This window comes from Arthrobacter sp. K410C (assembly GCF_059090105.1).
Genome location: NZ_JBNHFJ010000004.1, coordinates 83862 through 106413, shown reverse-complemented (window position 1 = coordinate 106413; position 22552 = coordinate 83862). Strand labels below are relative to the sequence as shown.

Annotated in this window: 24 protein-coding genes; 12 read left to right on the top strand and 12 right to left on the bottom strand. The window is 65.5% G+C overall.

The genetic code is table 11. The features are described from left to right. Window positions 1-99 precede the first annotated feature (99 nt). Window positions 100-693, top strand: a complete 594-nt coding sequence (locus tag AC5RU7_RS08730) for an FAD-dependent monooxygenase (RefSeq protein ID WP_494051915.1) — start codon at window positions 100-102, stop codon at window positions 691-693. Here the strand turns inward: AC5RU7_RS08730 and AC5RU7_RS08725 are convergent, their stop codons facing one another. The 4 genes from AC5RU7_RS08725 to AC5RU7_RS08710 form a co-directional block, all read right to left on the bottom strand. Then, window positions 694-2514 (bottom strand): ABC transporter permease, encoded by a 1821-nt coding sequence (locus AC5RU7_RS08725; protein ID WP_494011503.1) that lies wholly within the window; start codon window positions 2512-2514, stop codon window positions 694-696. Beyond that, entirely contained in the window at window positions 2511-3578 is a 1068-nt protein-coding gene (locus tag AC5RU7_RS08720) for an ABC transporter ATP-binding protein (RefSeq protein ID WP_494011504.1), read from the bottom strand. Before AC5RU7_RS08720 ends, AC5RU7_RS08725 begins: the two co-directional genes overlap by 4 nt. 61 nt (window positions 3579-3639) lie before the next feature. Next, on the bottom strand, window positions 3640-4713 hold the full coding sequence (locus AC5RU7_RS08715) for an extracellular solute-binding protein (RefSeq protein WP_494051914.1): 1074 nt from the start codon (window positions 4711-4713) through the stop codon (window positions 3640-3642). A 372-nt stretch (window positions 4714-5085) separates the two neighbouring features. Beyond that, window positions 5086-5589, bottom strand: coding sequence for a GNAT family N-acetyltransferase (locus AC5RU7_RS08710; RefSeq protein ID WP_494011506.1), 504 nt, complete (start codon window positions 5587-5589; stop codon window positions 5086-5088). 154 nt (window positions 5590-5743) lie between these two features. On the opposite strand from AC5RU7_RS08710, the gene AC5RU7_RS08705 reads away from it, so the two are divergent. The 3 genes from AC5RU7_RS08705 to AC5RU7_RS08695 all read left to right on the top strand — a co-directional run bounded on the left by AC5RU7_RS08705 (window position 5744) and on the right by AC5RU7_RS08695 (window position 7534). After that, on the top strand, window positions 5744-6259 hold the full coding sequence (locus AC5RU7_RS08705; protein ID WP_494051913.1) for a MarR family winged helix-turn-helix transcriptional regulator: 516 nt from the start codon (window positions 5744-5746) through the stop codon (window positions 6257-6259). 73 nt (window positions 6260-6332) lie between these two features. Continuing rightward, window positions 6333-6605 carry a hypothetical protein gene (locus tag AC5RU7_RS08700; RefSeq protein WP_494051912.1) on the top strand — a complete coding sequence of 91 codons (273 nt, stop codon included), beginning with the start codon at window positions 6333-6335 and terminating at the stop codon, window positions 6603-6605. Further along, window positions 6602-7534 (top strand): serine/threonine-protein kinase, encoded by a 933-nt coding sequence (locus tag AC5RU7_RS08695; RefSeq protein ID WP_494051911.1) that lies wholly within the window; start codon window positions 6602-6604, stop codon window positions 7532-7534. Before AC5RU7_RS08700 ends, AC5RU7_RS08695 begins: the two co-directional genes overlap by 4 nt. Here AC5RU7_RS08695 and AC5RU7_RS08690 read toward each other — a convergent pair. Beyond that, window positions 7531-8208, bottom strand: coding sequence for a histidine phosphatase family protein (locus AC5RU7_RS08690; RefSeq protein WP_494051910.1), 678 nt, complete (start codon window positions 8206-8208; stop codon window positions 7531-7533). The genes AC5RU7_RS08695 and AC5RU7_RS08690 overlap by 4 nt on opposite strands. A gap of 125 nt (window positions 8209-8333) precedes the next feature. After that, window positions 8334-9776 carry an adenylosuccinate lyase gene (gene purB, locus AC5RU7_RS08685; protein WP_494051909.1) on the bottom strand — a complete coding sequence of 481 codons (1443 nt, stop codon included), beginning with the start codon at window positions 9774-9776 and terminating at the stop codon, window positions 8334-8336. A gap of 167 nt (window positions 9777-9943) precedes the next feature. On the opposite strand from purB, the gene AC5RU7_RS08680 reads away from it, so the two are divergent. Beyond that, entirely contained in the window at window positions 9944-10243 is a 300-nt protein-coding gene (locus tag AC5RU7_RS08680) for a hypothetical protein (protein WP_494051908.1), read from the top strand. Window positions 10244-10260: 17 nt separating this feature from the next. Beyond that, window positions 10261-11613: a hypothetical protein gene (locus tag AC5RU7_RS08675; RefSeq protein WP_494051907.1), complete on the top strand. Its 1353-nt coding sequence runs from the start codon at window positions 10261-10263 to the stop codon at window positions 11611-11613. Between the two features lie 14 nt (window positions 11614-11627). Here the strand turns inward: AC5RU7_RS08675 and AC5RU7_RS08670 are convergent, their stop codons facing one another. Next, window positions 11628-12056, bottom strand: a complete 429-nt coding sequence (locus tag AC5RU7_RS08670) for a phage holin family protein (protein ID WP_494051906.1) — start codon at window positions 12054-12056, stop codon at window positions 11628-11630. 65 nt (window positions 12057-12121) lie between these two features. Between AC5RU7_RS08670 and AC5RU7_RS08665 the strand changes: the two genes are divergently transcribed. From AC5RU7_RS08665 to AC5RU7_RS08645, 5 genes are all read left to right on the top strand, one after another. Continuing rightward, on the top strand, window positions 12122-13240 hold the full coding sequence (locus AC5RU7_RS08665; RefSeq protein WP_494051905.1) for a histidinol-phosphate transaminase: 1119 nt from the start codon (window positions 12122-12124) through the stop codon (window positions 13238-13240). Between the two features lie 148 nt (window positions 13241-13388). Continuing rightward, window positions 13389-14630 (top strand): pyruvate dehydrogenase (acetyl-transferring) E1 component subunit alpha, encoded by a 1242-nt coding sequence (gene pdhA, locus AC5RU7_RS08660; RefSeq protein ID WP_494051904.1) that lies wholly within the window; start codon window positions 13389-13391, stop codon window positions 14628-14630. After that, window positions 14630-15610 carry an alpha-ketoacid dehydrogenase subunit beta gene (locus tag AC5RU7_RS08655; RefSeq protein ID WP_494051903.1) on the top strand — a complete coding sequence of 327 codons (981 nt, stop codon included), beginning with the start codon at window positions 14630-14632 and terminating at the stop codon, window positions 15608-15610. The genes pdhA and AC5RU7_RS08655 overlap by 1 nt, the downstream gene beginning before the upstream one ends. Window positions 15611-15617: 7 nt before the next feature. Further along, window positions 15618-17108, top strand: a complete 1491-nt coding sequence (locus AC5RU7_RS08650; RefSeq protein WP_494051902.1) for a dihydrolipoamide acetyltransferase family protein — start codon at window positions 15618-15620, stop codon at window positions 17106-17108. A gap of 5 nt (window positions 17109-17113) precedes the next feature. Then, window positions 17114-17731, top strand: a complete 618-nt coding sequence (locus AC5RU7_RS08645) for a phosphatase PAP2 family protein (RefSeq protein ID WP_494051901.1) — start codon at window positions 17114-17116, stop codon at window positions 17729-17731. On the opposite strand, the gene AC5RU7_RS08640 is transcribed toward AC5RU7_RS08645, so the two are convergent. The 5 genes from AC5RU7_RS08640 to AC5RU7_RS08620 all read right to left on the bottom strand — a co-directional run bounded on the left by AC5RU7_RS08640 (window position 17710) and on the right by AC5RU7_RS08620 (window position 21593). Next, a complete protein-coding gene (locus AC5RU7_RS08640; RefSeq protein ID WP_494051900.1) occupies window positions 17710-18057 on the bottom strand; it encodes a hypothetical protein in 348 nt (115 codons plus the stop codon). The two genes, AC5RU7_RS08645 and AC5RU7_RS08640, sit on opposite strands and share 22 nt — an antisense overlap. Before the next feature lie 154 nt (window positions 18058-18211). Beyond that, window positions 18212-18640, bottom strand: a complete 429-nt coding sequence (locus tag AC5RU7_RS08635; RefSeq protein ID WP_494051899.1) for a universal stress protein — start codon at window positions 18638-18640, stop codon at window positions 18212-18214. Between the two features lie 45 nt (window positions 18641-18685). After that, window positions 18686-19975: an aminotransferase-like domain-containing protein gene (locus tag AC5RU7_RS08630; protein WP_494051898.1), complete on the bottom strand. Its 1290-nt coding sequence runs from the start codon at window positions 19973-19975 to the stop codon at window positions 18686-18688. A 65-nt stretch (window positions 19976-20040) separates the two neighbouring features. Continuing rightward, window positions 20041-20862, bottom strand: a complete 822-nt coding sequence (locus AC5RU7_RS08625; protein ID WP_494051897.1) for a GerMN domain-containing protein — start codon at window positions 20860-20862, stop codon at window positions 20041-20043. A 173-nt stretch (window positions 20863-21035) separates the two neighbouring features. Further along, the gene (locus AC5RU7_RS08620; protein WP_494051896.1) at window positions 21036-21593 is read right to left on the bottom strand and encodes an NAD(P)H-dependent oxidoreductase; all 558 of its coding nucleotides are present in this window, start codon (window positions 21591-21593) and stop codon (window positions 21036-21038) included. A gap of 123 nt (window positions 21594-21716) precedes the next feature. Here AC5RU7_RS08620 and AC5RU7_RS08615 point away from each other — a divergent pair, with 123 nt between their 5' ends. Beyond that, entirely contained in the window at window positions 21717-22325 is a 609-nt protein-coding gene (locus AC5RU7_RS08615) for a TetR/AcrR family transcriptional regulator (RefSeq protein ID WP_494011523.1), read from the top strand. The last annotated feature ends 227 nt before the right edge of the window (window positions 22326-22552 follow it).

Sequence of the window (22552 nt, the reverse complement as noted above, 5' to 3'; positions counted from 1 at the left end):
CGGCGGAGGGCGGCCTGGTGGTGGGTGCCGACGGTGTTCACAGTGTTGTCCGCCGCGACGTGTGGGGCGGGGCCAGCAATGCCCGGCTTATGCCCTACCTTGCCGTACGCGGCACGGTCCCTTCCCGTCAATCCCGGGGACGTTGGGGAGTACTGGGGGCGCGGCGACCTGTTCGGAATCGCGGCCGCGCCGGGCGGCACCAACTGGTACGCCAGCTGGTGCTCCGGGCTCGGCCCGACCGGGATCGACGTGGCAGAGGCACTGGAGCAGGCACGGCAGCGTTTCGCCGGGCATGCGCCGGCGATCCGCCAGGTGCTGGCTTCTGCCGTTCCGGACTCCTCCCTTGCCCAGAGGATCTGGACCACTCCGCCGCTTCGCAGCTTCGTCCGCGGCCGCGTTGTCCTCATTGGGGACGCGGCGCACGCAATGACCCCCAACCTGGGCCGCGGTGCCTGTGAGTCGCTCGTGGACGCGGTGACACTGGCAGACCTGCTCAACAGCCTTCCGCCAAGTCAGGCACTCGCCTTGTACAACAGGCAGCGACGGCTGCGCACCCGTGCCCTCAGCATGGGGTCGATGGCATTGATGCGGCTTGCCCTGGCAGACGCTGCCCAGCCCTTCCGGGACCACCTGCTGAACCTGGCCCGATGGCGGAACGGAAGGGCCGCCGTCGGAAGCGGCACAGCGGCCTGATCAGGGCACGGGCGCGGCTGGAAGCTTGCTGTCCTCCCCTGAGGCGGACGCGGCGGCCGGTGGCGGCTCTGCCCCGGGGGAGGCTGGAGCAACTGCAGGCAGGCGCTTCTTTCCCGCTCCTCGGCGGCCGGACCGCCCGTACACCAGGTACATGGTGATGCCGGTAATCACCATCAGGAGCACCGTGTAAACGAAGGTGTTGGCGATCCCTTCCACGCCTTCGGCGCCGTCGGTGTTGGCCTTGATGACTAGGCCCAGCGGCTGGACGAGCGGGTGTGCCAGGAAGATGGCGGTGTCGTAGTCGTCCAGCAGGCTGTTGAAGTTCAGTGCGGTGATGGCGGCGGCCGCGGGAAGCACCAGCGGCAGGAGGATCCTCCGGAACACATAGAGCGTTTTTGCCCCCATGATCGCCGCGGCTTCCTCCAGCGAGGAGTTCACCGACGCGAAGGACGCCTTGAGCATGCGCAGCGTGAAGGGGATCTTCACGGTGACGAACGCGATCAGCAGGATCACCGTGGTTCCGGTGAGAACGGCACCGCCCACCAGCGGATTCGGGTGGTCGTAGCTGATGATCAGGCCCAGGGCCAGCAGTGCCGAAGGAAGGATCCAAGGGATGTGGAGCAGGTATTCGAAAACTGAAGACACCCAGTTCCTGTACCTCTGAAGCAGCCGGGCCACGAACAGCAGGCCGCCGACGGCGATCAGGGCAGCCAGGGCACTGTACACAACACTGACAATGAAGGGCCGCAGCCCGGACTGCTCGGTCAGGACCCGGACGTAGTTGTCCAGGGTCAGGCTCCCCAGGGAGAGCTGACCGGTCTGGATGGCCGCTCCGTCGGCGAACGAGTACAGCACAATGAGCACCACCGGAAGGGTGTACACCGCAAACAGCAGATATGCCACCACATGGACGGCGGCGTTCGCCAGCGGGTTGGTGATCTGCTGCTTCTGCAGCGCCGAGGACACCTTGGACACCGAAAAGTACGTGCCGCCCTTCTCCATGCGGGTCATGACGGTAAGCATTAACACGGTAGCCAGGCCCAGGATCACAGCCAGCAGTGCGGCAAGGTCACGGGAAGTGGGGCTGTTGGTGAACGTCAGGATCATCGGGGTGATGGTCTGGAAGTCCCGGCCGCCCAGCACCTGCGGGGCGCTCAGGGCACCAAGGCCGGTGAGGAAGGACAGGATGGTCACCGCGAACAGCGTGGGCTTGAGCATGGGAAGCACGATGCGCCGCAGGATGGTCCAGGTGGATGCACCAAGGTTCCGCGCTGCCTCGATGGTCTGATAGTCGACGCCCTTCAGCGCGTTGGCCACGAACAGCATGTGGTTGGTGGTGGTGGCAAAGGTCATGACCACCAGGACGGCAAAGAAACCGGAAAACCACGCAGGATCCATGCCCGGGAACACTTTCACCAGCAGCGAGGTGACGATTCCCTTGTCGCCGTAGATGAACTTGTACCCGGCCGCCAGCACGATGCCGCCGTAGATGAACGTGGAGGCGTAGCCCAGGAACAGGATCCGCGAACCCCGGATCCGGAAATAGTGGGTTACCAGAACTATGAAGATGCCCACCACATTGACGGTGATGGAGAGTGCCACCGCCAGCAGGAAGCTGTTGCCCAGCGCCTTCATGGCCCGCTCCGATGAAAACAGCTTTTCCGCCGCCCGTCCGGAAAAGCTGCCGTCGGGAAAGAAGGTGGCCATCAGCACGTTCACATTGGGCCAGACCAGGAAAGCGGCTATGAACCACGTGAGCACCACGCCCACCACCAGCACGAACGGGGAGCGGGCCATGCCACGGACGGACGTGCTGCTCATGGCAGGGCTACCGCAGCATCCTGCTGCCGCAGGGCAATCCCCGTTTCCGGGTGGTACTGGAGGACGTGGGCCGGCTGGAGGTAGATGGTGGTTTCGGTCCCGGCCTCGGGGTGCGCTCCGCCGTCCTCCCTCACCAGCAGGCGGATCTCCGTGCCGTAGCTTCGCACCACGTACCGGCTGTGCAGGCCGTGATAGGTGCGGGATACCACCTTGCCGGAAATCCCGACGCCGGCGCCCCCGTTGGCAGGAGCGTCCAGGGACGCCTTTTCCACCCGGAGGTAGGACTTGGCGTCCGTGCTGAGCCCGGCCCCTGAGAGCCGGTTCAGCTCTGCGACAAATTCCGGTGTAAGGGCCGAGCTGTCACCAATGAAGTTGCATACGAACTCCGTGGCGGCATGGTCGTAGATCTCCTGTGGCGTCCCGACCTGTTCCACCACGCCCTTGTTGAACACTGCCACCCGGTCGCTCATCGCCAGGGCCTCATCCTGGTCGTGCGTGACATAGACGGTGGTGATTCCGAACTCGCTCTGAAGGTCCTTGAGCTGCTGCCGGAGCTGGTGGCGGAGCTTGGCGTCCAGGTTGGACAGCGGCTCGTCCAGCAGCAGGATCTTGGGCCGCAGCACCAGTGCCCGCGCCACGGCCACGCGCTGCTGCTGCCCGCCGGACAGCTCCGCCACGTTCTTGGCCAACTGCTCGTCGCTCAGCTCCACCCGGCGGGCAATGTCCCGCACCAGGCGGTCGCTGTCGGCCGGCTTCTCCTTTCGGACCCGCAGGCCGAAGGCAATGTTCTCCCACACGCTCATGCTGGGGAAGAGGGCGTAGTTCTGGAACACCATGCCCACCTGGCGTTTGTCGCTGGGAAGCCGGGTGACATCCTTGCCGTCCACCCTGACCGTTCCCTTGGCCGGCTGGATGAAGCCGGCCAGGGTGCGCAGCGCCGTCGTCTTCCCGCATCCGGAGGGCCCCAGCAAGGTGAAGAATTCACCCGGCTGGACGTGCAGGTCCAGGTTGGGAATGGCGGTGAAATCGCCAAAGGTAACTTCGATGTTGTCCAAGCGGATCATGGCAAACCTGTCTGGTGGAGCGGCCCAAGCGGAACGGAACGGAAAGCTGCCGATAACCGGACTACGTCATGTACTCCAGTTCAATCTTTTCCACCCAGGCGCCCATGTTTTCCTGCACGAACTCCCAGTCGATGTCCTGCTGCTTGAGGTCAGCGAAGAAGTCCACCACCTCGGGGTTGGCCTGGGCCGCGGCACCTTCGTTGACCGGCATGGAATTGAACTGTTTGGCGAACTGGCCCTGAACGTCCGCGCTGCCGAACCAGTCAATGAACTTCTGGGCCTGGTCCTTCTTGTCCGTGCCCTTGACGAGGGCAATCTGTTCGACCGCGAGCGGGACACCCACGGAGGGGATCACCGTCTCAACGTTCACATTGAAGGATTTTTCGCGGTCCGCGATGATCGAGGACGGCATCTGCCCCATGTCCACCTCGCCGGAGGCAATGCGGGCAAAGAGGTCGGTCTTCGCCACCGCGGGACTGCCGTTCTGGAAGTACTGTTCCACCTGCTTCCAGCCCTCATTCGAGATGCCCAGGTCTCCGGAATCGTCCCGGTAGCGGCTGAGGATGCCGGCGAATACGAGCTGCGCGGTGGCGGTGCCCAGGCCTGTCACGCGCTCGTAGCGCTCCTTGAACTCGTCCTTGGTCCACAGGTCCGTCCAGTCCTGCGGGGCAGCATCCTTGGAGATCTTGTCGGAGTTGTACCCCAGCAGGATGGCCTGCTTGACCAGCGGCCAGTACGTCTCGCCGTCGGCCAGTTCCTCGTCCACCTCGCCTGCCCAGGAGGGCTCATAGGGTTCCAGCACGTCCTCGGCCTTGATCTGCGAGAAGTACATGTTGTTCAGCCCGAACGCGACGTCAGCGATGGGATTGTTCTTTTCTGCAATGAGCTTGTTGGTGGCGTCTGCACCACCGGCGCCAACGATCTCGATCTTGAACCCGGCCTCGGCGGCTTTGGTTGTCACCCATTCGCCGCGGCCTTCGCCGTTGGAGTTCGTGTACACCACCAAGGTTTCGCCGGAACCGTCGGCAGGGGAGGAAGCTTCGCCGGAAACGCCCGGGGAAGGGGCACCCCCGCCGCATCCGGCAAGGAGGGTGACGGCGACGGCGGCGGCAACCAAAGTCTGCAATTTACGCACGATCAGGACTCATTTCTGCTGGAACCGGAGCATGTCCGCACAGCCTATAGCCGGGCATGCGGAATAAGGGGCTGTTATTGCTATCGATTCGATAAACAGCCCGGCTGTCCAATGTGGTCCAGTCGAGAGAACTGATGGAAGCGGCGGGGTGAACGCCGGATGAAACGTCACTCCTGGCTGACGGTCTCCGTCAGGTGGTGCGTGGGAATGCGGACCCGGTCGTAGGTGAACTCCGTGTGGCCGGAGATGTACTTGCGGCGGCACGGCCGTTGCCCCGTTGGAGAATGGCGTAGATCTCCGCTTCCTCGTCGATCCACTTCAGCAGGCTGCCGCCAAACAACGTCCCGTTCGCATTCAGGTCCGCGGCCGCTCTTACGCCATGGCGGTATGGGCGGCGCTGCGCGCGTGGATGCTTTTGGCGTAGCAGTAGGAATGCTCCAGACCAACATAAGGGCCGAAATTCGGTACCGGCTCGAACCCGGAATTCTGGTAGAAGTTCCGGCCGTCCGGCTGCGCGGAGCCGGCTTCCGCCTTGATTCGCGTGATTCCCTGCTTGAAGGCCTCCGCCTCCAGTGCCGCAAGGATGGAGCTGGCCACGCCCGAGCCGCGCGTGTAGGGGACCACATACAGCCGTTTGATCTCTGCGGTGGTCGGGTCCAGGAGTCGCAGGCCCCCGCACCCCACGGGTTGGCCCGAGCCTTTGTCATAGGCGACGATGAAGACGGCGCAGTCAGCGCTCGACGGCGGTGTGCCTGGTTCGTGGTCCGTGGTGCCGAAGCGGGCGTCAAGTTCCGCCTGCTGCGCCCGGCGCAGGTCTGCCCCGACGGGATTCGACCAGGAAACCTGGCGGATGTTCAGCCTTGGATTGGTCTGCATACGTGCCTCGTTTCGCCGGAGGGTTATGCACTAAAAAACTAGAAGCATGTGGTTACGCTGGTGTTTCTTCCGGGTAAGGGGCTGGATAACACCGAGGGCTAGCAATAAGCAGGTTACTTGGCGGTCTAGTTATCAGGCAGTCTAAACTATTCCTATGGTTTCCACAGGTAACGAAGGCTCCGGCTACTGGTACGGTCCGGACGGGCAGCTGGACTACGGCGCTGCCGTTTTGAAGTCCCTGCGCGATTACCGCTCGGCAGAAACCACCATGCGCCGTTCCACCAGGGATTCCATGGGGATGGGGGAAACCGACCTCCTGGCGCTGCGGTACCTTCTGCGGGTGCAGGCCTCGGGCGAGGCCGTGGTGCCCAAGGACCTGAGCCAGTTCCTCGGCATCACCAGCGCCTCCACCACCTCGCTGATCGACCGGCTCGTGGCGAGCGGCCACGTCCGGCGCGAGGCCCACCCGTCGGACCGCCGGTCCGTCGTGATCGTCCCCACGGTGGAATCCGACAAGGAAGTGCGCGAGACGCTGGGTGCCATGCACCGCAGGATGATGGCCGTGGCGGAAAGCCTGACCGCGGAGGAGGCGCGCGTGGTAGTGGAATTCCTGAAGCGGATGACCGAGGCGGTCAGCGCGCAGGAGGCCAGCCATGCAAAAAGTAGCTAGTTGGACTAGCTAGCCTGACTAGTAATATGTAAGCTTACGATCGGTCCTTTGAATGAAACTGCCCGATGGAGTCGTGAGCCTGTTGATTACTTTTACCGAAGTTTTGCCGCAGCAGAGCAACGGAATGCACTGCGGTATGCCCATGGAACTGGTGACTCCTGCCATCCGGGGTGGCGCCGCGGTCTACACCTTCGAACCGGAAGGACCAGGAGCGGTGGAACTGCCGCCGGTCTGGCGCTGCCAGTGCGGTTTCCAGCTTGACGCCTGGCAGCCTTCCACTTCCTCCGACTGGCACGCCACGGCGGCGGCCACTCCCGTCGAGGCCGCTGCGCCGTACGCCGCATGAACTCGCCCGCCCTTGCACCCCCGGTTCGTGGGCGCCGCGAAACGCTTCCTGCCGCAGACGGCGTCCTCGCCGGACGGTACCTGCTGCGGGAGCGCCTTGGACGCGGTTCCGGTGCGGAGGTGTTCCGGGCTGTTGACATCAACGGCGGGCCGGATGTTGCGGTCAAGCTGGCAGTGGAGAACTCGGACAAGCAACACGGGCGCATCCGGAACGAAGCGGCTGTCCTGGCAGCCCTTCATCACCCGTCCATCATCAGGTTCATTGCACAGGGCCTCATGCCGTCCGGCGGGCCGCACGGCGGACTGCCGTTCGTTGTGGAGGAGCTTGCACTGGGAACCAGCCTTGCAGAGGCCGTCCGCAGCAACAGCAAACAACCCGGGGAGGTAGCCGGCTGGGCGGTCGGGCTGTTCGGCGCGCTCGCCCATCTGCATGGCCGTGGGCTGGTGCACCGCGACATCAAGCCCGCCAACCTGATGCTGAGCGGAGTGCGGCGGAGTCCGGTGCGGATCATCGACTTCGGGATCGCTGCGGCGGCGGGGTCGGCGCCGGAACCCGGCATATCCTCCGGCACCGTGCACTACATGAGTCCAGAACAGGCATCCGGCGGGGAAAGCGAACCGTCCTGGGACGTTTACTCGATGGGGCTTGTCCTCTTGGAACTCCTGACCGGGGCCGAGGCATTTCCCGGGACCGCCATCGAGTCACTGGTGGCCCGGACGCTCCGGAGCCCCCATATTCCGGACTCGCTGCCGCCCGCCTGGCAGTCCTTCCTCCGCTCCCTGACAGCGATGGACAGTGCAGAGCGGCCGACGGCGGCAGAGGCCGCGCGGATGGCGTTCCGGCTTCTCCCCGTACCCGCCCCTGAGGCCATCAGCCCCTGCCGCAGGACGGCTGTTTTTCCTGCCCGCAGCATCCGACAGCTCGTCTAGGGGCCGGTTACGTCCCTGCCCATGGGGTCTTCCGCCGTCGGGTCTGCCAGGGCCAGCCCGCCGATCGGGCTTCCATCCCAGTGAATCAGCTTCCAGCCGGCATCGGGATCGCCTTCGAGGGCCACGATTCCCGTGTTGGCCAGCACATGGCGGGCAGCGAATTCATGGTCGGCGTCCTCGGCACGGCGGCCCGCCCAGGTTCGGATCGCGGCGCCATGGCTTACCAGCGCGGCGGTTCCATGCTTGCCCCGGAAGGCACGTTCCACTACCTGCTTGATAGCGGCGTCAAAACGTTCAAAGAAGGCATGGCCGTCAGGTCCCCCCGGCATGCGCCGGCCAAGGTCGCCGGCGGCCCAGGAGATGACCGTTCCCATATACCGCTTGTGCGACTCGTGGTCCGTAAGTTTCTCCAGCGAGCCGGCCTCGATTTCATGCAGGCCATCCAGCACTTCGACGTCAAGGCTGCGCAGCCTGCCCAGTGGAGCAGCTGTGATTTGGGTCCTGATCAGCGTGGACGCGTACAGGGCACCAATTGGCTCATTGGCCAGGGACCGCGCCATGGCTTCGGCCTGCCGCTCACCGAGTTCTGTCAGTCCGGGCCCCGGATGGGCGGTATCCAACTGGCCGAGGACGTTGCCGGGGGTCTGTCCGTGGCGGATGAGCAGCAGCTTCATGCTCTCCAGTTTCGCACCCCGGGGACCTGGCTGCGGACCCGTCAGCTGCCCCTGATAACGCGAAGGCGCCGGGCCTTTCCAAGCCCGGCGCCGCCGTCGTAATTCTCCTGCGCCCCGCGGCGGACCTACTTGAGGTGGTCCACCAGCTGGTCCGCGATGCCCGTGTACTTGCCCGGTGTCAGCGCGAGCAGCCGTGCCTCCGCATCGGCGGAAAGGCCAAGGCTCTGCACGAACTCCCGCATGCGCGCGGCATCCACGCGCTGGCCGCGGGTGAGGTCCTTGAGCCGCTCGTAGGGGTTCTCCATGCCCTTGACGCCGGCAACGGCCTCGGCACGCATGACCATCTGGATGGCTTCGCCCAGCACTTCCCAGTTCGTGTCCAGGTCGCCGGCCAACACGTCCTCGGCAACGTCCAGGCGCTCAAGGCCCTTGGCCACGTTGGAGATGGCCAGCAGCGAGTGCCCGAACGCGACGCCGATGTTGCGCTGGCTGGAGGAGTCCGTGAGGTCGCGCTGCCAGCGGGAAGTAACCAGTGTCGCCGCCAGGGTGTCCAGCAGGCCGTTGGAGATCTCCAGGTTCGCTTCGGCGTTCTCGAAGCGGATCGGGTTCACCTTGTGCGGCATGGTGGAGGAGCCGGTGGCCCCCGCAACCGGGATCTGCGCGAAGTAGCCGATGGAGATGTAGCTCCAGATGTCGGTGCAGACGTTGTGCAGGATGCGGTTGAAGCGGGCCACGTCGGCATACAGCTCCGCCTGCCAATCGTGGCTTTCAATCTGGGTGGTAAGGGGGTTCCAGGTCAGTCCCAGACCCTCTACGAAGGACCTGGAAACCTGCTGCCAGTCGGCGCCGGGAACGGAGGCAACATGCGCGGCGTAAGTACCGGTGGCGCCGTTGATCTTGCCGAGGTACTCGGTCCTTGCGATCCGGTCCAGCTGCCGGTTCAGGCGGTGAGCGGTGACCGCGAGCTCCTTGCCCAGGGTGGTGGGCGTGGCCGGCTGCCCGTGCGTCCGCGAGAGCATGGGGACCGAACGGTTGTCCTCTGCCATCTTGCTGATCTGGGCCACCAGGGCGCGGGCGGCGGGGAGCCACACGTCCTCCACAGCACCCTTGACGCCGAGGGCGTAGGACAAGTTGTTGATGTCCTCCGAGGTGCAGCCGAAGTGCACCATGGCCGTCAGGTTTTCGATGCCGATGCCGGGGAGGCGCCTGCCGATGTAGTACTCCACGGCCTTCACGTCGTGAACCGTCACGGCTTCGATTTCCGCGAGTTCGGCCACGGAAGCGGCATCGAATTCGGTGACGATGGCACGGAGCTGATCCTGCTGGTCCTGGCTGAGCGCGCCGGCGCCGGGGAGCACGTTGTTACTGGTCAGGTGGATAAGCCATTCAACTTCGACAGCCACACGGTCGCGGTTCAGGGCAGCTTCGGACAGGTAATCCACCAGCGGCGCGACGGCGGACTGGTAGCGGCCGTCCAGGGGACCGAGGGCGATCTTTTCCTGTGACGCGGCGAGGGCCAGGCGTCCTGAGGGCGTACGTGTATCAGCTGTGGCGGCAGTTTCAGGCATGTGCTGATTCTTTCACGAACTCCGTTGGCCCCCGAAGCGTGCCTGCCCACGTTACTTGTCCACATAGCCGACGGCGGTGCTGGGGATGGTGCCGGGCTTTCCTTAGCGTTGGCGCATCAGTAAAGCGATGCGGGCCGGCGGGAGCTGCCCGGGATGGGGAATGTGTCATGGGGAACGTGTTGGGGGACGGCATGCCGGGAGCTGCAGACCATGTCGCCGCCGATCTCATGCCATTGGCCGGGCGGCTTGCATCCTGCGTGGCAGGAGTCGAGGAAGTCATAGCCGGACTGCGTGAGATCCAACTGCTCGACTGGCAGTCGCCGGCCGGCCAGGCTTACCGGAACACCGTCGCCCGGCAGGGTGCTGCCCTGCGTCAGGCGTCGGACTGCCTGGAGGAAGCCAGGGCCGCCGTTGCACGCCACGTCCAGGAGAGCTTCACGGCTGCCCTTGCCAAAGGCCAGCTGTAACGCACGCCGGACAATCCATGGACAACGACCGCATCCAACTGTTCGGCCCTGGCAGGGACGGACACCTGACGATCCGGGGCGGCAGCAGTGGCATCAGCGTCCAGCTCGAAGAGCTGACGGCAGGCGCGGAGAAACTGGATGCCCTTGCCCGGGACCTCGTTGCCGTGGAGCAGGAAGCGGGACGGATCCTGGACCACCTCTGCTGGGTTGACCGGCAGCCGGCGTGGTCCGGGTCCGCGCACCTTGCTGCCGTCCGGAACAGTCAATGGCGCGTCCAGGCCGCCAGGGCGGAGTTGCAGCGCATCAGCAGCCAGATTCGTGCCTGCCTCCGCGACTACGAGGACGCCGAGTGGCGTGCCAACGTGGGACGGTTCTTCGGCATCACCAGGGTGGAGGAGTTCAGCAGCTCGTGGGACACCATGGCGGCAGCAGGAGTCCCGGACCGGCGAACCACGGAATCCATCATCACCATGCTGGGACTGGCGGCTCCCGACGTCCGGGCAAGAATTGACCAGGAACCCTTCGTCCGGGACGCCCTGATGTTCCTCGTGGCAAATTACGTCCCGCGGCCTATCGCTGTACGGCCGGAAGAACCCGTCCGGGTGGAGCTGGATACGTCGCCCGCCGGCCTTCTGGAGCGGATCCGGGACGTAGATGCCCGCGGTCCCGGACACGTTGAGGTGCTGGAGGTGGAGAACGGCGGGGAGGCGACGTACGTGGTGGTCCTTCCCGGCACCCAGGCGTCAGGAAGATACGCGGGCGGTGACAACCCCTTCGACGAAGCCGGCATTCTGGAAGGAATGCTGTACGGCTCGGAGGAACTGAACCAGGCCGTCCTTGATGCTTTGGCATTGGCCGGGGCGGAACGTGGCGCGGCCGTGGTCGCGGTGGGCTACAGCCAGGGCGGAATCCATGCCATGAACCTGGCTGCCGATTCCCGCGTCCTGGAACGGTACGACGTCAAGTATGTGCTGACGGCGGGCTCCCCGGTGGCCGGAACCAGGCCCGGAGAGGAAGTCAGCGCACTGCATCTTGAGCATGAAGCCGACTGGGTGCCTGGAAGCGATGGTGTGGCCAACCCGGAAACCCGGAACCGGGTCACCGTCTCCACGTCCACGCCTGTCTCGTCCCGGGAGGATAAGGGGCTGGGCCCTGGCCACAGCTTCGATGGGTACCAGGAAGCCGCGCGCCTCGTGGCGGACAGTAACGATCCGTCCCTGGTGCACTCCACAGCGGTGCTGGCCGGCGTCCTCGGAGCCGGCGGTACGGCTACGGCCACCCGGTTCTCCCTGTCGCGCACGAAGGGCCCTGCGCAAACGCTCACCCCGCAGGACCCCCGCGCCCATGAGCGGGGACACGGCGGTCGCTAGCCCCGGCGCCGCGGCTAGCGCTTCCGTGCCCCAGGCAGCACGCCGGCCACAACCGAAACCAGCGAGATGATGATTGCGGCCAGCACAGCGGTCCAGAAGAAGGAGTCGATGGTGAACTCCACCGGTGTGTAGCTGCTGATCCAGGACGTCAGGTAGAGCATGGCCGCATTGATGATGATGGTGAACAGCCCCAGGGTCAGGATGGTGATGGGCAGGGCGAGGAACCTGACCAGCGGCCTGACGAAAGCGTTCACAATGCCAAAGAGGGCGCCAATGAACAGGTAGGCCAGGACAAGCCCGACGGCGTCGGTGCCCGCCGTGACGCCGCTTTCCGCAACGGCTTCGGAAGCGGCGGAGCTGGAGATTTCCAGTCCCGGCAGAAGCCAGCTCGCCACCCACAGCGCTGCGGCGTTAATGATGATCCGAAGAATGAAGGAGCCCATTGACCCATGCTTGCACAGGGCCTTGCACACGGGAGGGCGGGACGGAGAGAAGTAGGCTGGGTTGCATGACGTCTTCAGATGCCCTGGCCGGCGGGATTCCGCCGCGCCCGGTGGTGGGCCGGCTGCCCCGCTATGCGGCGGGGAAGCCGCCAGTCGCCGTCGAAGGCTTGGCCAGCTACAAGCTCTCCTCCAATGAGAACCCGCTTCCGCCGCTCCCCGCCGTCGTTGAGGCCATCGCGCGCCAGCAGGACTTCAACCGCTATCCGGACCCGCTCAGCAGCCGGTTGCGGGCGGCCCTCGCCGAATTCCTGGACGTCCCGGCGGATGACATCGTCACCGGAGCCGGCAGCCTGGGCGCGCTGAACCAGGTCCTGGCCACGTTTGCGGGCCAGAATGACGACGGCAAACCCGATGAGGTCATCTACGCGTGGCGGTCGTTCGAGGCCTATCCCATCAGCGTCGGACTGGCAGGCGCCGAGAGCGTCCCGATCCCGGTCACCGCCGATGGCCGGCACGATTTGGCAGCCATGGCCGCCGCAGTCACCGCCCGCACCAAAGTGATCCTCCTGTGCACGCCCAACAACCCCACCGGTCCTGCACTGGCAGCAGCCGAAACTGAAGCCTTCATCCGCTCCGTGCCCTCCAACGTAGTGGTGGTCATCGATGAGGCGTACCAGGAGTTCGTCCGGGCAGCTGACGCGGTGGATGGCCTGGTGCTCTACCGCAAATACCCCAACGTGGTGGTGCTCCGCACGTTTTCCAAAGCCCATGGTTTGGCAGGGCTCCGCGTGGGCTACAGCGTGTCGAATCCGGGGCTCACGCAACACCTCAGGGTGGCCGCCACCCCGTTCGCCGTGTCGCAGATCGCAGAAAAAGCCGCAATGGTTTCGCTGCAAAATTTTCCGCAGGTTGTAGAAAGGGTACAAACGCTCGTGGATGAGCGGACCCGGGTGGAAACCGGCCTGCGGGACCTGGGCTGGGCCGTTCCCGATGCCCAGGGAAACTTCGTCTGGTTGGCCCTGGGTGCTGACAGTACACGCTTTGCAGACCTCGCCGCCGCACGGGCCCTGTCCGTCAGGGCGTTCCCAGGGGACGGGGTCCGGGTCAGCATCGGAGAGCAGGAGGCCAACACCCGGTTCCTGCAGTTGTGTGCGGACTATACAAAGCCCTCAGGTGCTTCCTAGCGCTTAACAAGTACCCCCGCGCCTACCTACTGAAGATAAAGTTAGGATCAGTAAGCCAATGTATATGCCGCAAGAGGAATGTATTCCCTAAGAGGCATATATCCCAGCGACATGCATTGCATCCGGATGCGGCAAGCAAGGAGACGGTATGGGCACACATCTGCCTTCCACCGAGTTTGACGGAACAGCGGTAGACGACCAGCGGGAAGCTGATGCGGAGGCCGTCATGGGCGAGCCCGCGGCGCAGATGGTGCAGCTGCTGGGACCTGATGGCAAGCTCGGCGCCGACCCGATCTACAGCAAGTACGCGGACAAGCTGACGCCGGACCGCCTGCGCGGGCTGTACGCGGACATGGCCGCGATCCGCCGGTTCGATGTTGAGGCCACCGCCCTCCAGCGGCAGGGGCAGCTTGCCCTGTGGGTTCCGCTGACCGGACAGGAAGCAGCGCAGATCGGCTCGGGCCGGGCGAGCCAGCCGCAGGATTACATCTTTCCCACCTACCGGGAACACGGCGTCGCACTGACCAGGAACGTGGACCTTGCGGAACTGCTCCGCCAGTTCCGCGGAGTGTCCAATGGCGGCTGGAACCCGAAGGACACTAATTTCCACCTGTACACCCTGGTGCTCGCCGCCCAGACACTTCACGCGGTGGGCTACGCCATGGGCATCCAGCGGGACCAGAAGCTGGCCGCGACGGGCGGCGCGGCCGGGCAGGAACCGGACGCCGCTGTGATTGCCTACTTCGGCGACGGCGCCAGTTCCGAAGGCGACGTCCACGAGTCCATGGTCTTCGCCTCCTCCTACAACGCCCCCGTGGTGTTTTTCTGCCAGAACAACCACTGGGCGATTTCCGTCCCCACCAACGTGCAGACGCGCGTTCCGCTGTCCAACCGGGCTAAGGGCTACGGCTTCCCGGGCATCCGCGTGGACGGCAACGATGTGATCGCGGTGCACGCCGTCACCGAGTGGGCCCTGGAGCACGCCCGGCAGGGCAAGGGCCCTGTCCTGATCGAGGCCTTCACCTACCGCGTTGGTGCGCACACCACCGCTGACGATCCCACCAAGTACCGCCATTCGGCTGAAGAAGAGGCCTGGCGTGCCAAGGATCCGCTGCTCCGGCTGGAGAAGTACCTCCGTGCCGAGGGCCTGGCGGATGATGATTTCTTCGCCAGGGTCAAGGCCGACGGCGACGAACTCGCGGCCTATGTCCGGCGCACCACCCATGACCTAGAGACTCCGGACATCCGCTCCGCCTTTGCCAACACCTATGCTGAGGCCCACCCCCTAGTGGCCGAGGAACTGGCATGGTTCGAAGAATACGAGGCCGGGTTTGCCGGTCTGGACTCCTCGGCGGAACAGGGACAGGCAGCAGCAAAGGCAGGCCACTGATGACCACCATGACCATCGCCAAGGCGATCAACCAGGGCCTGCGTGCCACCTTGGCCGGCAATTCCAAGTCACTCCTGATGGGCGAGGACATCGGTCCCCTCGGTGGCGTGTACCGGGTGACCGACGGGCTGATCGGCGAGTTCGGCCCGGACCGGGTGGTGGATACCCCGCTGGCTGAGTCCGGCATTATCGGCACCGCCATCGGCCTGGCCCTGCGCGGCTACCGGCCGGTCTGCGAGATCCAGTTCGACGGGTTCGTCTTCCCCGGCTTCAACCAGATCACCACCCAGCTGGCCAAGATGCACGCCCGCAGCAACGGCAACCTCACGGTGCCGGTGGTCATCCGCATCCCTTACGGCGGCGGCATCGGGTCCGTGGAGCACCATTCAGAATCGCCCGAAGCGCTGTTCGCCCACACCGCAGGGCTCCGGATCATCACCCCGTCCAATCCCCACGACGCCTACTGGATGATCCAGCAGGCCGTGGACTGCCAGGACCCGGTGATCGTCTTCGAGCCCAAGCGCCGCTACTGGCTCAAGGGCGAGGTGGACACCCACGCACCTGGCCACGCTGCCGACCCCTTCAAGGCCCATGTCCTTCGCGAAGGCACTGACGCCACCGTCGTCGCCTACGGGCCGCTGGTCCCCGTCGCCCTCGCGGCCGCCAACGCCGCCGAGGAAGACGGCCGCAGTGTGGAAGTCATTGACCTCCGCTCCATCTCGCCGCTCGACTTTGACACCGTCACCGCCTCCGTCCAGAAGACCGGCCGCCTGATCGTCGCCCACGAGGCGCCCACGTTCGGCGGAATCGGCGGCGAGATCGCGGCCCGCATCAGCGAGCGGGCCTTCCATTCGCTTGAAGCCCCCGTCATTCGCGTGGGCGGCTTCCACATGCCGTACCCCGTCGCGAAGGTGGAGGAAGACTACCTTCCGGACATCGACCGCATCCTGGAGGCGCTGGACCGCGCCCTCTCCTACTGAGGACCCCATGACTCTCAACAAGTTCAACCTGCCCGACGTCGGCGAGGGCCTGACCGAGGCCGAGATCGTCTCCTGGAAGGTCAAGCCCGGCGACGCCGTTGCCATCAACGACGTCCTCTGCGAAATCGAAACGGCCAAATCCATCGTGGAACTGCCGTCCCCCTTCGCCGGGACCGTCACCGAACTGCTGGTTCCGGAAGGGGTGACCATCGACGTCGGCACGGCCATCATCAGCGTCAGCGACGAGGTGGAAGGCGATCCAACGCCCGCTGACGTGCGCGCCCCGGAAGTGCCCCTGCAGCCGGTGTACGGCACGCTGCCGGCTGGTGAAGAGGGCGCGGAGGACGACGCCGGCGCCCAGGACAATGCCCCGGCCGGCGGTCCGCTGGTGGGTTCCGGCCCCAAGGCCGACGCCGTCAAGCGCCGCCCGCGCAAAACGCAGCCCTCCGCCGCCGTGACCGTCAACGCCCCGGAGGTGGAACCGGTCCAGCCACGCACGCCGGCTGAGGTCGTCCAGTCCCCGCGCCCCGCCGCTGCGTCCCCGGCAGGAGGTATCGACAACCGGCCTACCCTGGGCGGCACCATCACCGGGCTGGTCAACCGTGTCCTGGCCAAGCCTCCCGTCCGCAAAATCGCCCGGGACCTGGGCATCGACCTGGCGGATGTGGTGGCCACCGGTTCCCGCGGCGAGGTGACCCGCGAGGACCTGGTGAGCTACCAGGCCCAGCGCGACGCCGAACTGGACAAAGCGGACGGATTCTGGGGCAAGGTGGGCAAGCCGCAGGACCAGCGGATTGAACGGATTCCGGTCAAGGGCGTCCGCAAGGCCACGGCCAGGGCGATGGTGGAGTCGGCCTTCTCCGCTCCCCATGTCAGCATCTTCGTGGACGTCGATGCCAGCCGGACCATGGAGTTCGTCAAGCGGCTCAAGTCGTCACGGGACTTTGAGGGCATCCGGGTTTCGCCGCTGTTGATCCTGGCCAAGGCCGTCATTTGGGCTGCCGCACGGAATCCCAGCGTCAATGCCACATGGGTGGACAACGCCGACGGCAGCGACGCCGCCGAGATCCACGTCAAGCACTATATGAACCTGGGCATCGCCGCAGCAACACCGCGCGGCCTGATGGTCCCGAACATCAAGAACGCCCAGGACCTCTCACTCAAGGAACTGGCCCTCGCGCTGAACAACCTTGCCACCACGGCACGGGCCGGCAAGACCCAGCCCGCTGAAATGCAGGGCGGCACGCTGACCATCACGAACATCGGGGCACTGGGCATCGACACGGGGACGCCCATCATCAACCCGGGCGAGGTGGCCATCGTGGCGTTCGGCACCATCAAGCAGAAGCCCTGGGTCCTTGACGGTGAGGTCATCCCGCGCTGGATCACCACCCTCGGCGGCTCCTTCGACCACCGGGTGGTGGATGGTGACCTGTCCGCGCGCTTCATGGCCGACGTCGCTGCCATCCTGGAAGAGCCGGCGCTGCTCCTGGACTAAGGGACGTGGTTGTCAACAGCAATACCATCCGGGCGAAGAACAGGACAGCCAGGTGGCTGACCGAGGCGTTCCAGCCGCCTGTGGTGGTCAGCGTCCAGCTGCTGATCAGCCCCCTGACGGAGGACGGGTTCCCCGGGACCATGGTGTACGGGGCGCTGGCAGCCCTGTTCGTCTGCGTGCTCCCGCTGATCCTGCTGCTGGTCCTGGTGCGGCTTGGAAAGGTCACCGACCACCACGTCAGTGACAGGAGGCAGCGTGCGCCGGTCCTGCTCATGGCGCTGGTTTCGATCCTGGCCGGGCTGCTGGTCCTGGAGGTGGCCGGGGCGCCGCGGAGTGTTGTTGCCATGGTCCTCGCCGTTGTGGGCGGGGTGGTGGTCCTGGCCGCTGTGAGCCCGTTCTGGAAAATGAGCGGCCATGCCGCCGCCATCTCCTGCTCCGCCGTTATCGCCGTCCTGATGCTGGGGCCGGCGTGGGCGCCGCTGCTGCTCCTGGTGCCGGCGGTCGGCTGGTCCCGCGTGGTGCTTCGCGCCCACACCGTTGCTCAGGTGGTGGCAGGCTCACTATTCGGCGGGGTGGTGATGGCGGGCATCTGGTGGATGCTTCAGGGCCTGATGGCGCCGTAGGACATCGTGGTGAACATCTCGAGGGCGGCCGGATCGGCGGTGTCCCCCAGGGCCACAGCCGCTGCCGTCAGCAGCACACCCATCGCGGCCGCTATTCCGGCCCACGCGGTCAGCAGCTTCCAGTCCTCGCGCAGCACGCTGCCCACGGTTGCGGGAAGCTGCAGGTCCGGGGCGATGAGGTTAGGGGCGCTGTCAACGCTGCCGTCATCCAGCAGCGCCACAACGGTGCCGTTGCTGCGGTCAACCCGCATGGAGCAGATGTGGTTTCCGTGGCGGGCCAGGAGGATGTCGTGACCTACGAGCTGGCGGCGCTGGAGAGTGATCAATGGTGCCCCTTGATAGTGGTGTCTGCGTTGTCCGCACCGTTGGGGCCTGATCCGATTTTATCCTTGCGCTCAGGGCTTAAATGGCGTAGAGGGGGTGAGAACGAACACCCCCCGGCGCGACGTTGGCCACCAGGGGGAGTGTCCGCGGTAACTCCTAGTCGGCGTCGTAAGTGTTGGCGATGTAGACATCGCAGGGCGCGTTGTGGGCCACGCTGTTCGCCACACTGCCCAGGACCCGGCCGATGCCCTGCATCCTGCGGTTTCCCACTACGATGATGCGGGCCTCCATCCGGATGGCCTCCTTGATCAAGGCGTCAGCGGGCCGCCCGCGGGCAGCCGAATACGTTACCTTCCCGCCGCCCCCCAGTGATTCAGCCACTGTCCGCGCCACGTGCTCGGCAGCATCGGCATCTGAGACGATCCACTGGTCGCTGCCGCTGCCAAACACCTCTGTCCTGTCACTGTCGAAGGCGCTAACGACGTGGAGTGAGGCATCCAGGGCCAAGGCCAGGTCCCGGGCAGACTCTGCCGCCTTCTTTGCGGTTCCGCTGCCGTCAACTCCCACAACGATGATTCCGCTCATATGTTTGCTCCTTTGCTTGGTTCCGCGGCACTGGTGAGGCCAACGCTACAGCGCGGCGATGGCTTCCTGAAGCACCGGGGCCAGCCGGCGCACGCCCTCGGTAATTGCCTCGGGCGGCACGGCGCTGAAGGCGAGACGCAGCTTGTTGGACGGATCGTCCGACGGCGTGAAGGCGGCACCGGGTATAAAGACCACGCCCGCGTCAATCGCCTTGTGCAGCAGCGGGTAGGTGTCCAGTCCTTCCGGCAGCGTCACCCAGACAAAGAAGCCGCCCTCCGGGCTGGTCCAGCTAGTCCCCGCGGGCATGAACTCCTTCAACGCGGCCAGCATCGCCTGGCAACGGTCCGCGTACAGGCTCCGGTAGGTCTGGATCTGGCCCTGCCAGTCGTATTCGCGGAGATAGGCGGAGACGAGCATCTGGTTCAGGGTTGGCGGGCACAGCGTGACGGATTCGGCGGCAAGGTAGTACCGGCGCTGCAGATGCTCCGGCACCAGGGCCCAACCGATGCGCAGGCCGGGAGCGAAAATCTTGGAGAACGAACCCATGTAGATGACGTCGTCCGGGTTTCCCGCACGCAGCGGTGGCAGGGGCTCGCCGCTGTACCGCAGCAGGCCGTAGGGGTTATCTTCGAGGATCAAAATATTCGCGTTGCGACATATGTCGACCACCTGCTGGCGGCGTTCCTTGGCGAGGGTGATTCCGGAAGGGTTGTTGAAGTTGGGGATGGTGTAGAGGAATTTGATGCTCTTGCCGGACAGCTGGAGCGCCGCGATCTTCGCTTCCAGCACCTCCGGGACCAGGCCGGATTCGTCCATGTCCACTGTTTCCACCTGGACCTGGTACGACTCGAACGTGTTCAGTGCTCCCACATAAGTGGGATCTTCCACCAGCACCACGTCACCTGGATTGCAGAAGACTTTGGTGGCCACATCCTGGGCTGACTGGGAACCGGCGGTGATCACCACGTTCTGAGGCAGGGCATCCAGGATTCCCTCGGCGGCCATCACCTCGCAGATTTGTGTCCGCAGCTCCAGGGTCCCCTGGCCGGTCCCGTACTGCAGCGCGGTCAGGCCGTCCTCTGCAATGATCCGGGCCGTCGTGGCCGCGAGCCGGTCCAAGGGCAGGGACTGCAGGTAAGGGCTTCCGCCGGCAAGGGAGACCAGGCCCGGGCGCATGGAGATGTCAAAGACGTCGCGCACCGCCGACTGCCGGATATTCGCGGCCCGGTCCGAGAATAGTTCCTCGTGCCGGTGGGCGGACGTGGCGGCCCGTTCGATTGCATCTATTGCTTCCGCTGGCAGCGTCCCTGCTGCGTCGATTGTTTCGTGGCTCACACGGACAGGATACAGCTGAAGGTTGCCTGAAAAGCAACACCTGTTGCGCTACCGTGCCCTGCCGACTAATCCTGGCGCAACACTTCAGCGAGGGGTTGTCCGTTCACGTAGACCTCTGCCCTGATGGCGCCGGCGGCGGCCACCGCGGTCTGGGTCAGCTGGGCTTCCACGCGCAGGATGTCACACGCGCCGCCAAGGGTAAGCGTGCCGGCCAGGTAGACCGTGACAGTGGTCCCGTCAAAGCTCCCGGACAGGAAAGTCAGGTCGGAGCCGTCCAAGGCGTTGTAGACGTCCGAGACCTCGATCGGCTCCAGTGGAATGTCACCGCCCCCTGCCCCTTCGAGCAGGGCGTTCATCGCGGCAGTCAACAGGGGCTCGGTCCCTGGCGCGGCCCGGGACAGTCCCACCAGGCTGTCGTTGCAGCCGAAACGCACGCCGCTGCTGCCGCCGTCGTCAAGGAGAACGTAGTAGGCGGTCAGCATTCGCGGTGCCGCCGGGATTACCGGGGGATTCGAAGCAGTGGGGGAGGGGGTCTGTGTTGCCGGCGTTGCCCGTGGTTTCCCCGCCTCCGGGACGGACATGCCTTGAGGTGGCGCCATGGCCGGCGGGCTGGTGGGTGGCCGGCTTGGGGTTGGGGCGAGGGTGGGTCCGGGCGGCATGGCGGGAGTGCCGGCCGAGGCTGGTTCCTGCGGCTGTGGCGCAGGAACGGTGGGGGCGGGAGGCGGCGCAGGGCTGCTGACGGAACCGCTGCCTGGGTTGGGGGAAGCGGCGGAGGGCGTCTGCGGAGCCTGGTCCACGCAGGAGGCAAGGAGCAGCGGAAGGGCGAGGGCTGCCGCCGCCCAGCGCTTCCTTGCGGGGCGCCTCCCGGCGCTCTGCTCTGCTGCCATGACTGCACCGCGATTCCGTTCCGGTACTTTTTCGTGGATCAATGCTACGGCTGGCTCTTCCGGCCGCGTATGTCCGGTAGGTACCGGTTGGGACAAGAGTTGGTCACGGTGCCGGCATGCGGCAACGCCCGGTCCGCTGGCGGGCGGACCGGGCGTTGCGGGCATTTCAAGCCTTAGGCTGCAGGTGCGGCAGCAGCAAGGACATCGAACACGCCCTTGATCTGCTCAACAACCTCGGCGTCGTCCTTGGGGTGAACTTCGGCGAACCGGACCATCGAGCCGGGGACGGCCAGCTTCACGTCCTCGAGGACCTGGGCGCCGGCAATCCCGGCGGCCTTGCGGGCCTCGTCCTGGGCCCACACGCCGCCATACTGGCCAAACGCCGTACCGACGACGGCCGTGGGCTTGCCGGCCAGGGCGCCGGCGCCGAAGGGGCGGGACAGCCAGTCAATGGCGTTCTTCAGGGCTGCGGGCACGGTGCCGTTGTGCTCGGGGGTCACCAGGAGGACGGTGTCGGCTTCGCTGGCTGCGGAACGGAGGGCGGCGGCAGCGGCGGGAACCTTGCCTTCAACGTCGATGTCCTCGTTGTAGAAGGGGATATTGCCCAGGCTTTCGTGGATGACGACGTCCACCTGCTCGGGGGCGTTGAGTTGGATTGCCTCCGCCAGTTTCTGGTTCGTGGATTCGGCACGCAGGCTGCCGACGAGAGTCAGTACTTTGCTCTTGGTCATAAGAACTCCTTGTCTTGGTGGCAGCGGGACGCCGCTTGCCGGTTTTCGCTCAGGCTGGTCATGCCTTCCACCAGACTAAACGGACCGTGGTCCGGTTCTATTCCCGGGGGCTAGAATGACGCTGTGAGCCTGATCCCACTGCGGCCGGGAATGCCGGCGACGGCAGCTGAACGGAGTGACGCCGCCCGCAACCGGGAGCGGCTGCTGGTGGCCGCCCGGGAAATCATCCGGGAGGGCGGCGCCCAGGGGCTCACCATGGACCGTCTGGCCGAGCGCGCCGGTGTGGGCAAGGGCACTGTATTCCGCCGTTTCGGCAGCCGGGCAGGCCTCCTGCTGACGTTGCTGGACGATTCTGAAGCGGCGTTCCAGGAGCGCTTCCTGTTTGGCCCGCCGCCTTTGGGGCCGGGCGCGCCCGGCCTGGAGCGGCTGGTTGCCTTCGGTGCCGCTCGGATCGCCTACGTGGTGGAGTTCGGCGACCTTGTGCTCGCGGCGGAGAACGCCTCCCGCAGCAGCCGTTTTGAGGTGCCCGCAGCGGCGCTGTGGCACCGGCATATCGAAGTGCTGCTCCGGGAAGAAGGCTTCACCTCCGACCCCTGGCTCATGGCGGGCTCCCTGGGTGCCGCCCTGGACCCCGGGCGGCTCCTCAACCTGGTCCGCGTCCACGGGATCACCGCTGACAGGTTGGCCGCGTCGTGGCGGGATCTTGTCACACGGGTGGTCAAAGGCGCATAGATTACGCGGGCAGAAGCCCCAGCGTCCAGTCAAATCAACTTCACAGAATTGTTCATAACAATCTGATACGCCCGGGTAGTTTTCCCCGCGTCCGCCCCCATTTTCGCTGATGGCCTGTGGTAGTTTCCTCTGGAATGTGACCCGCGACATAGTCCGCCAGGACGCCCGGCCAGGGCTGCGGGACGCCAGCTATCCGCTGGCACTGGTCCCGGTGACGCGGTACAACT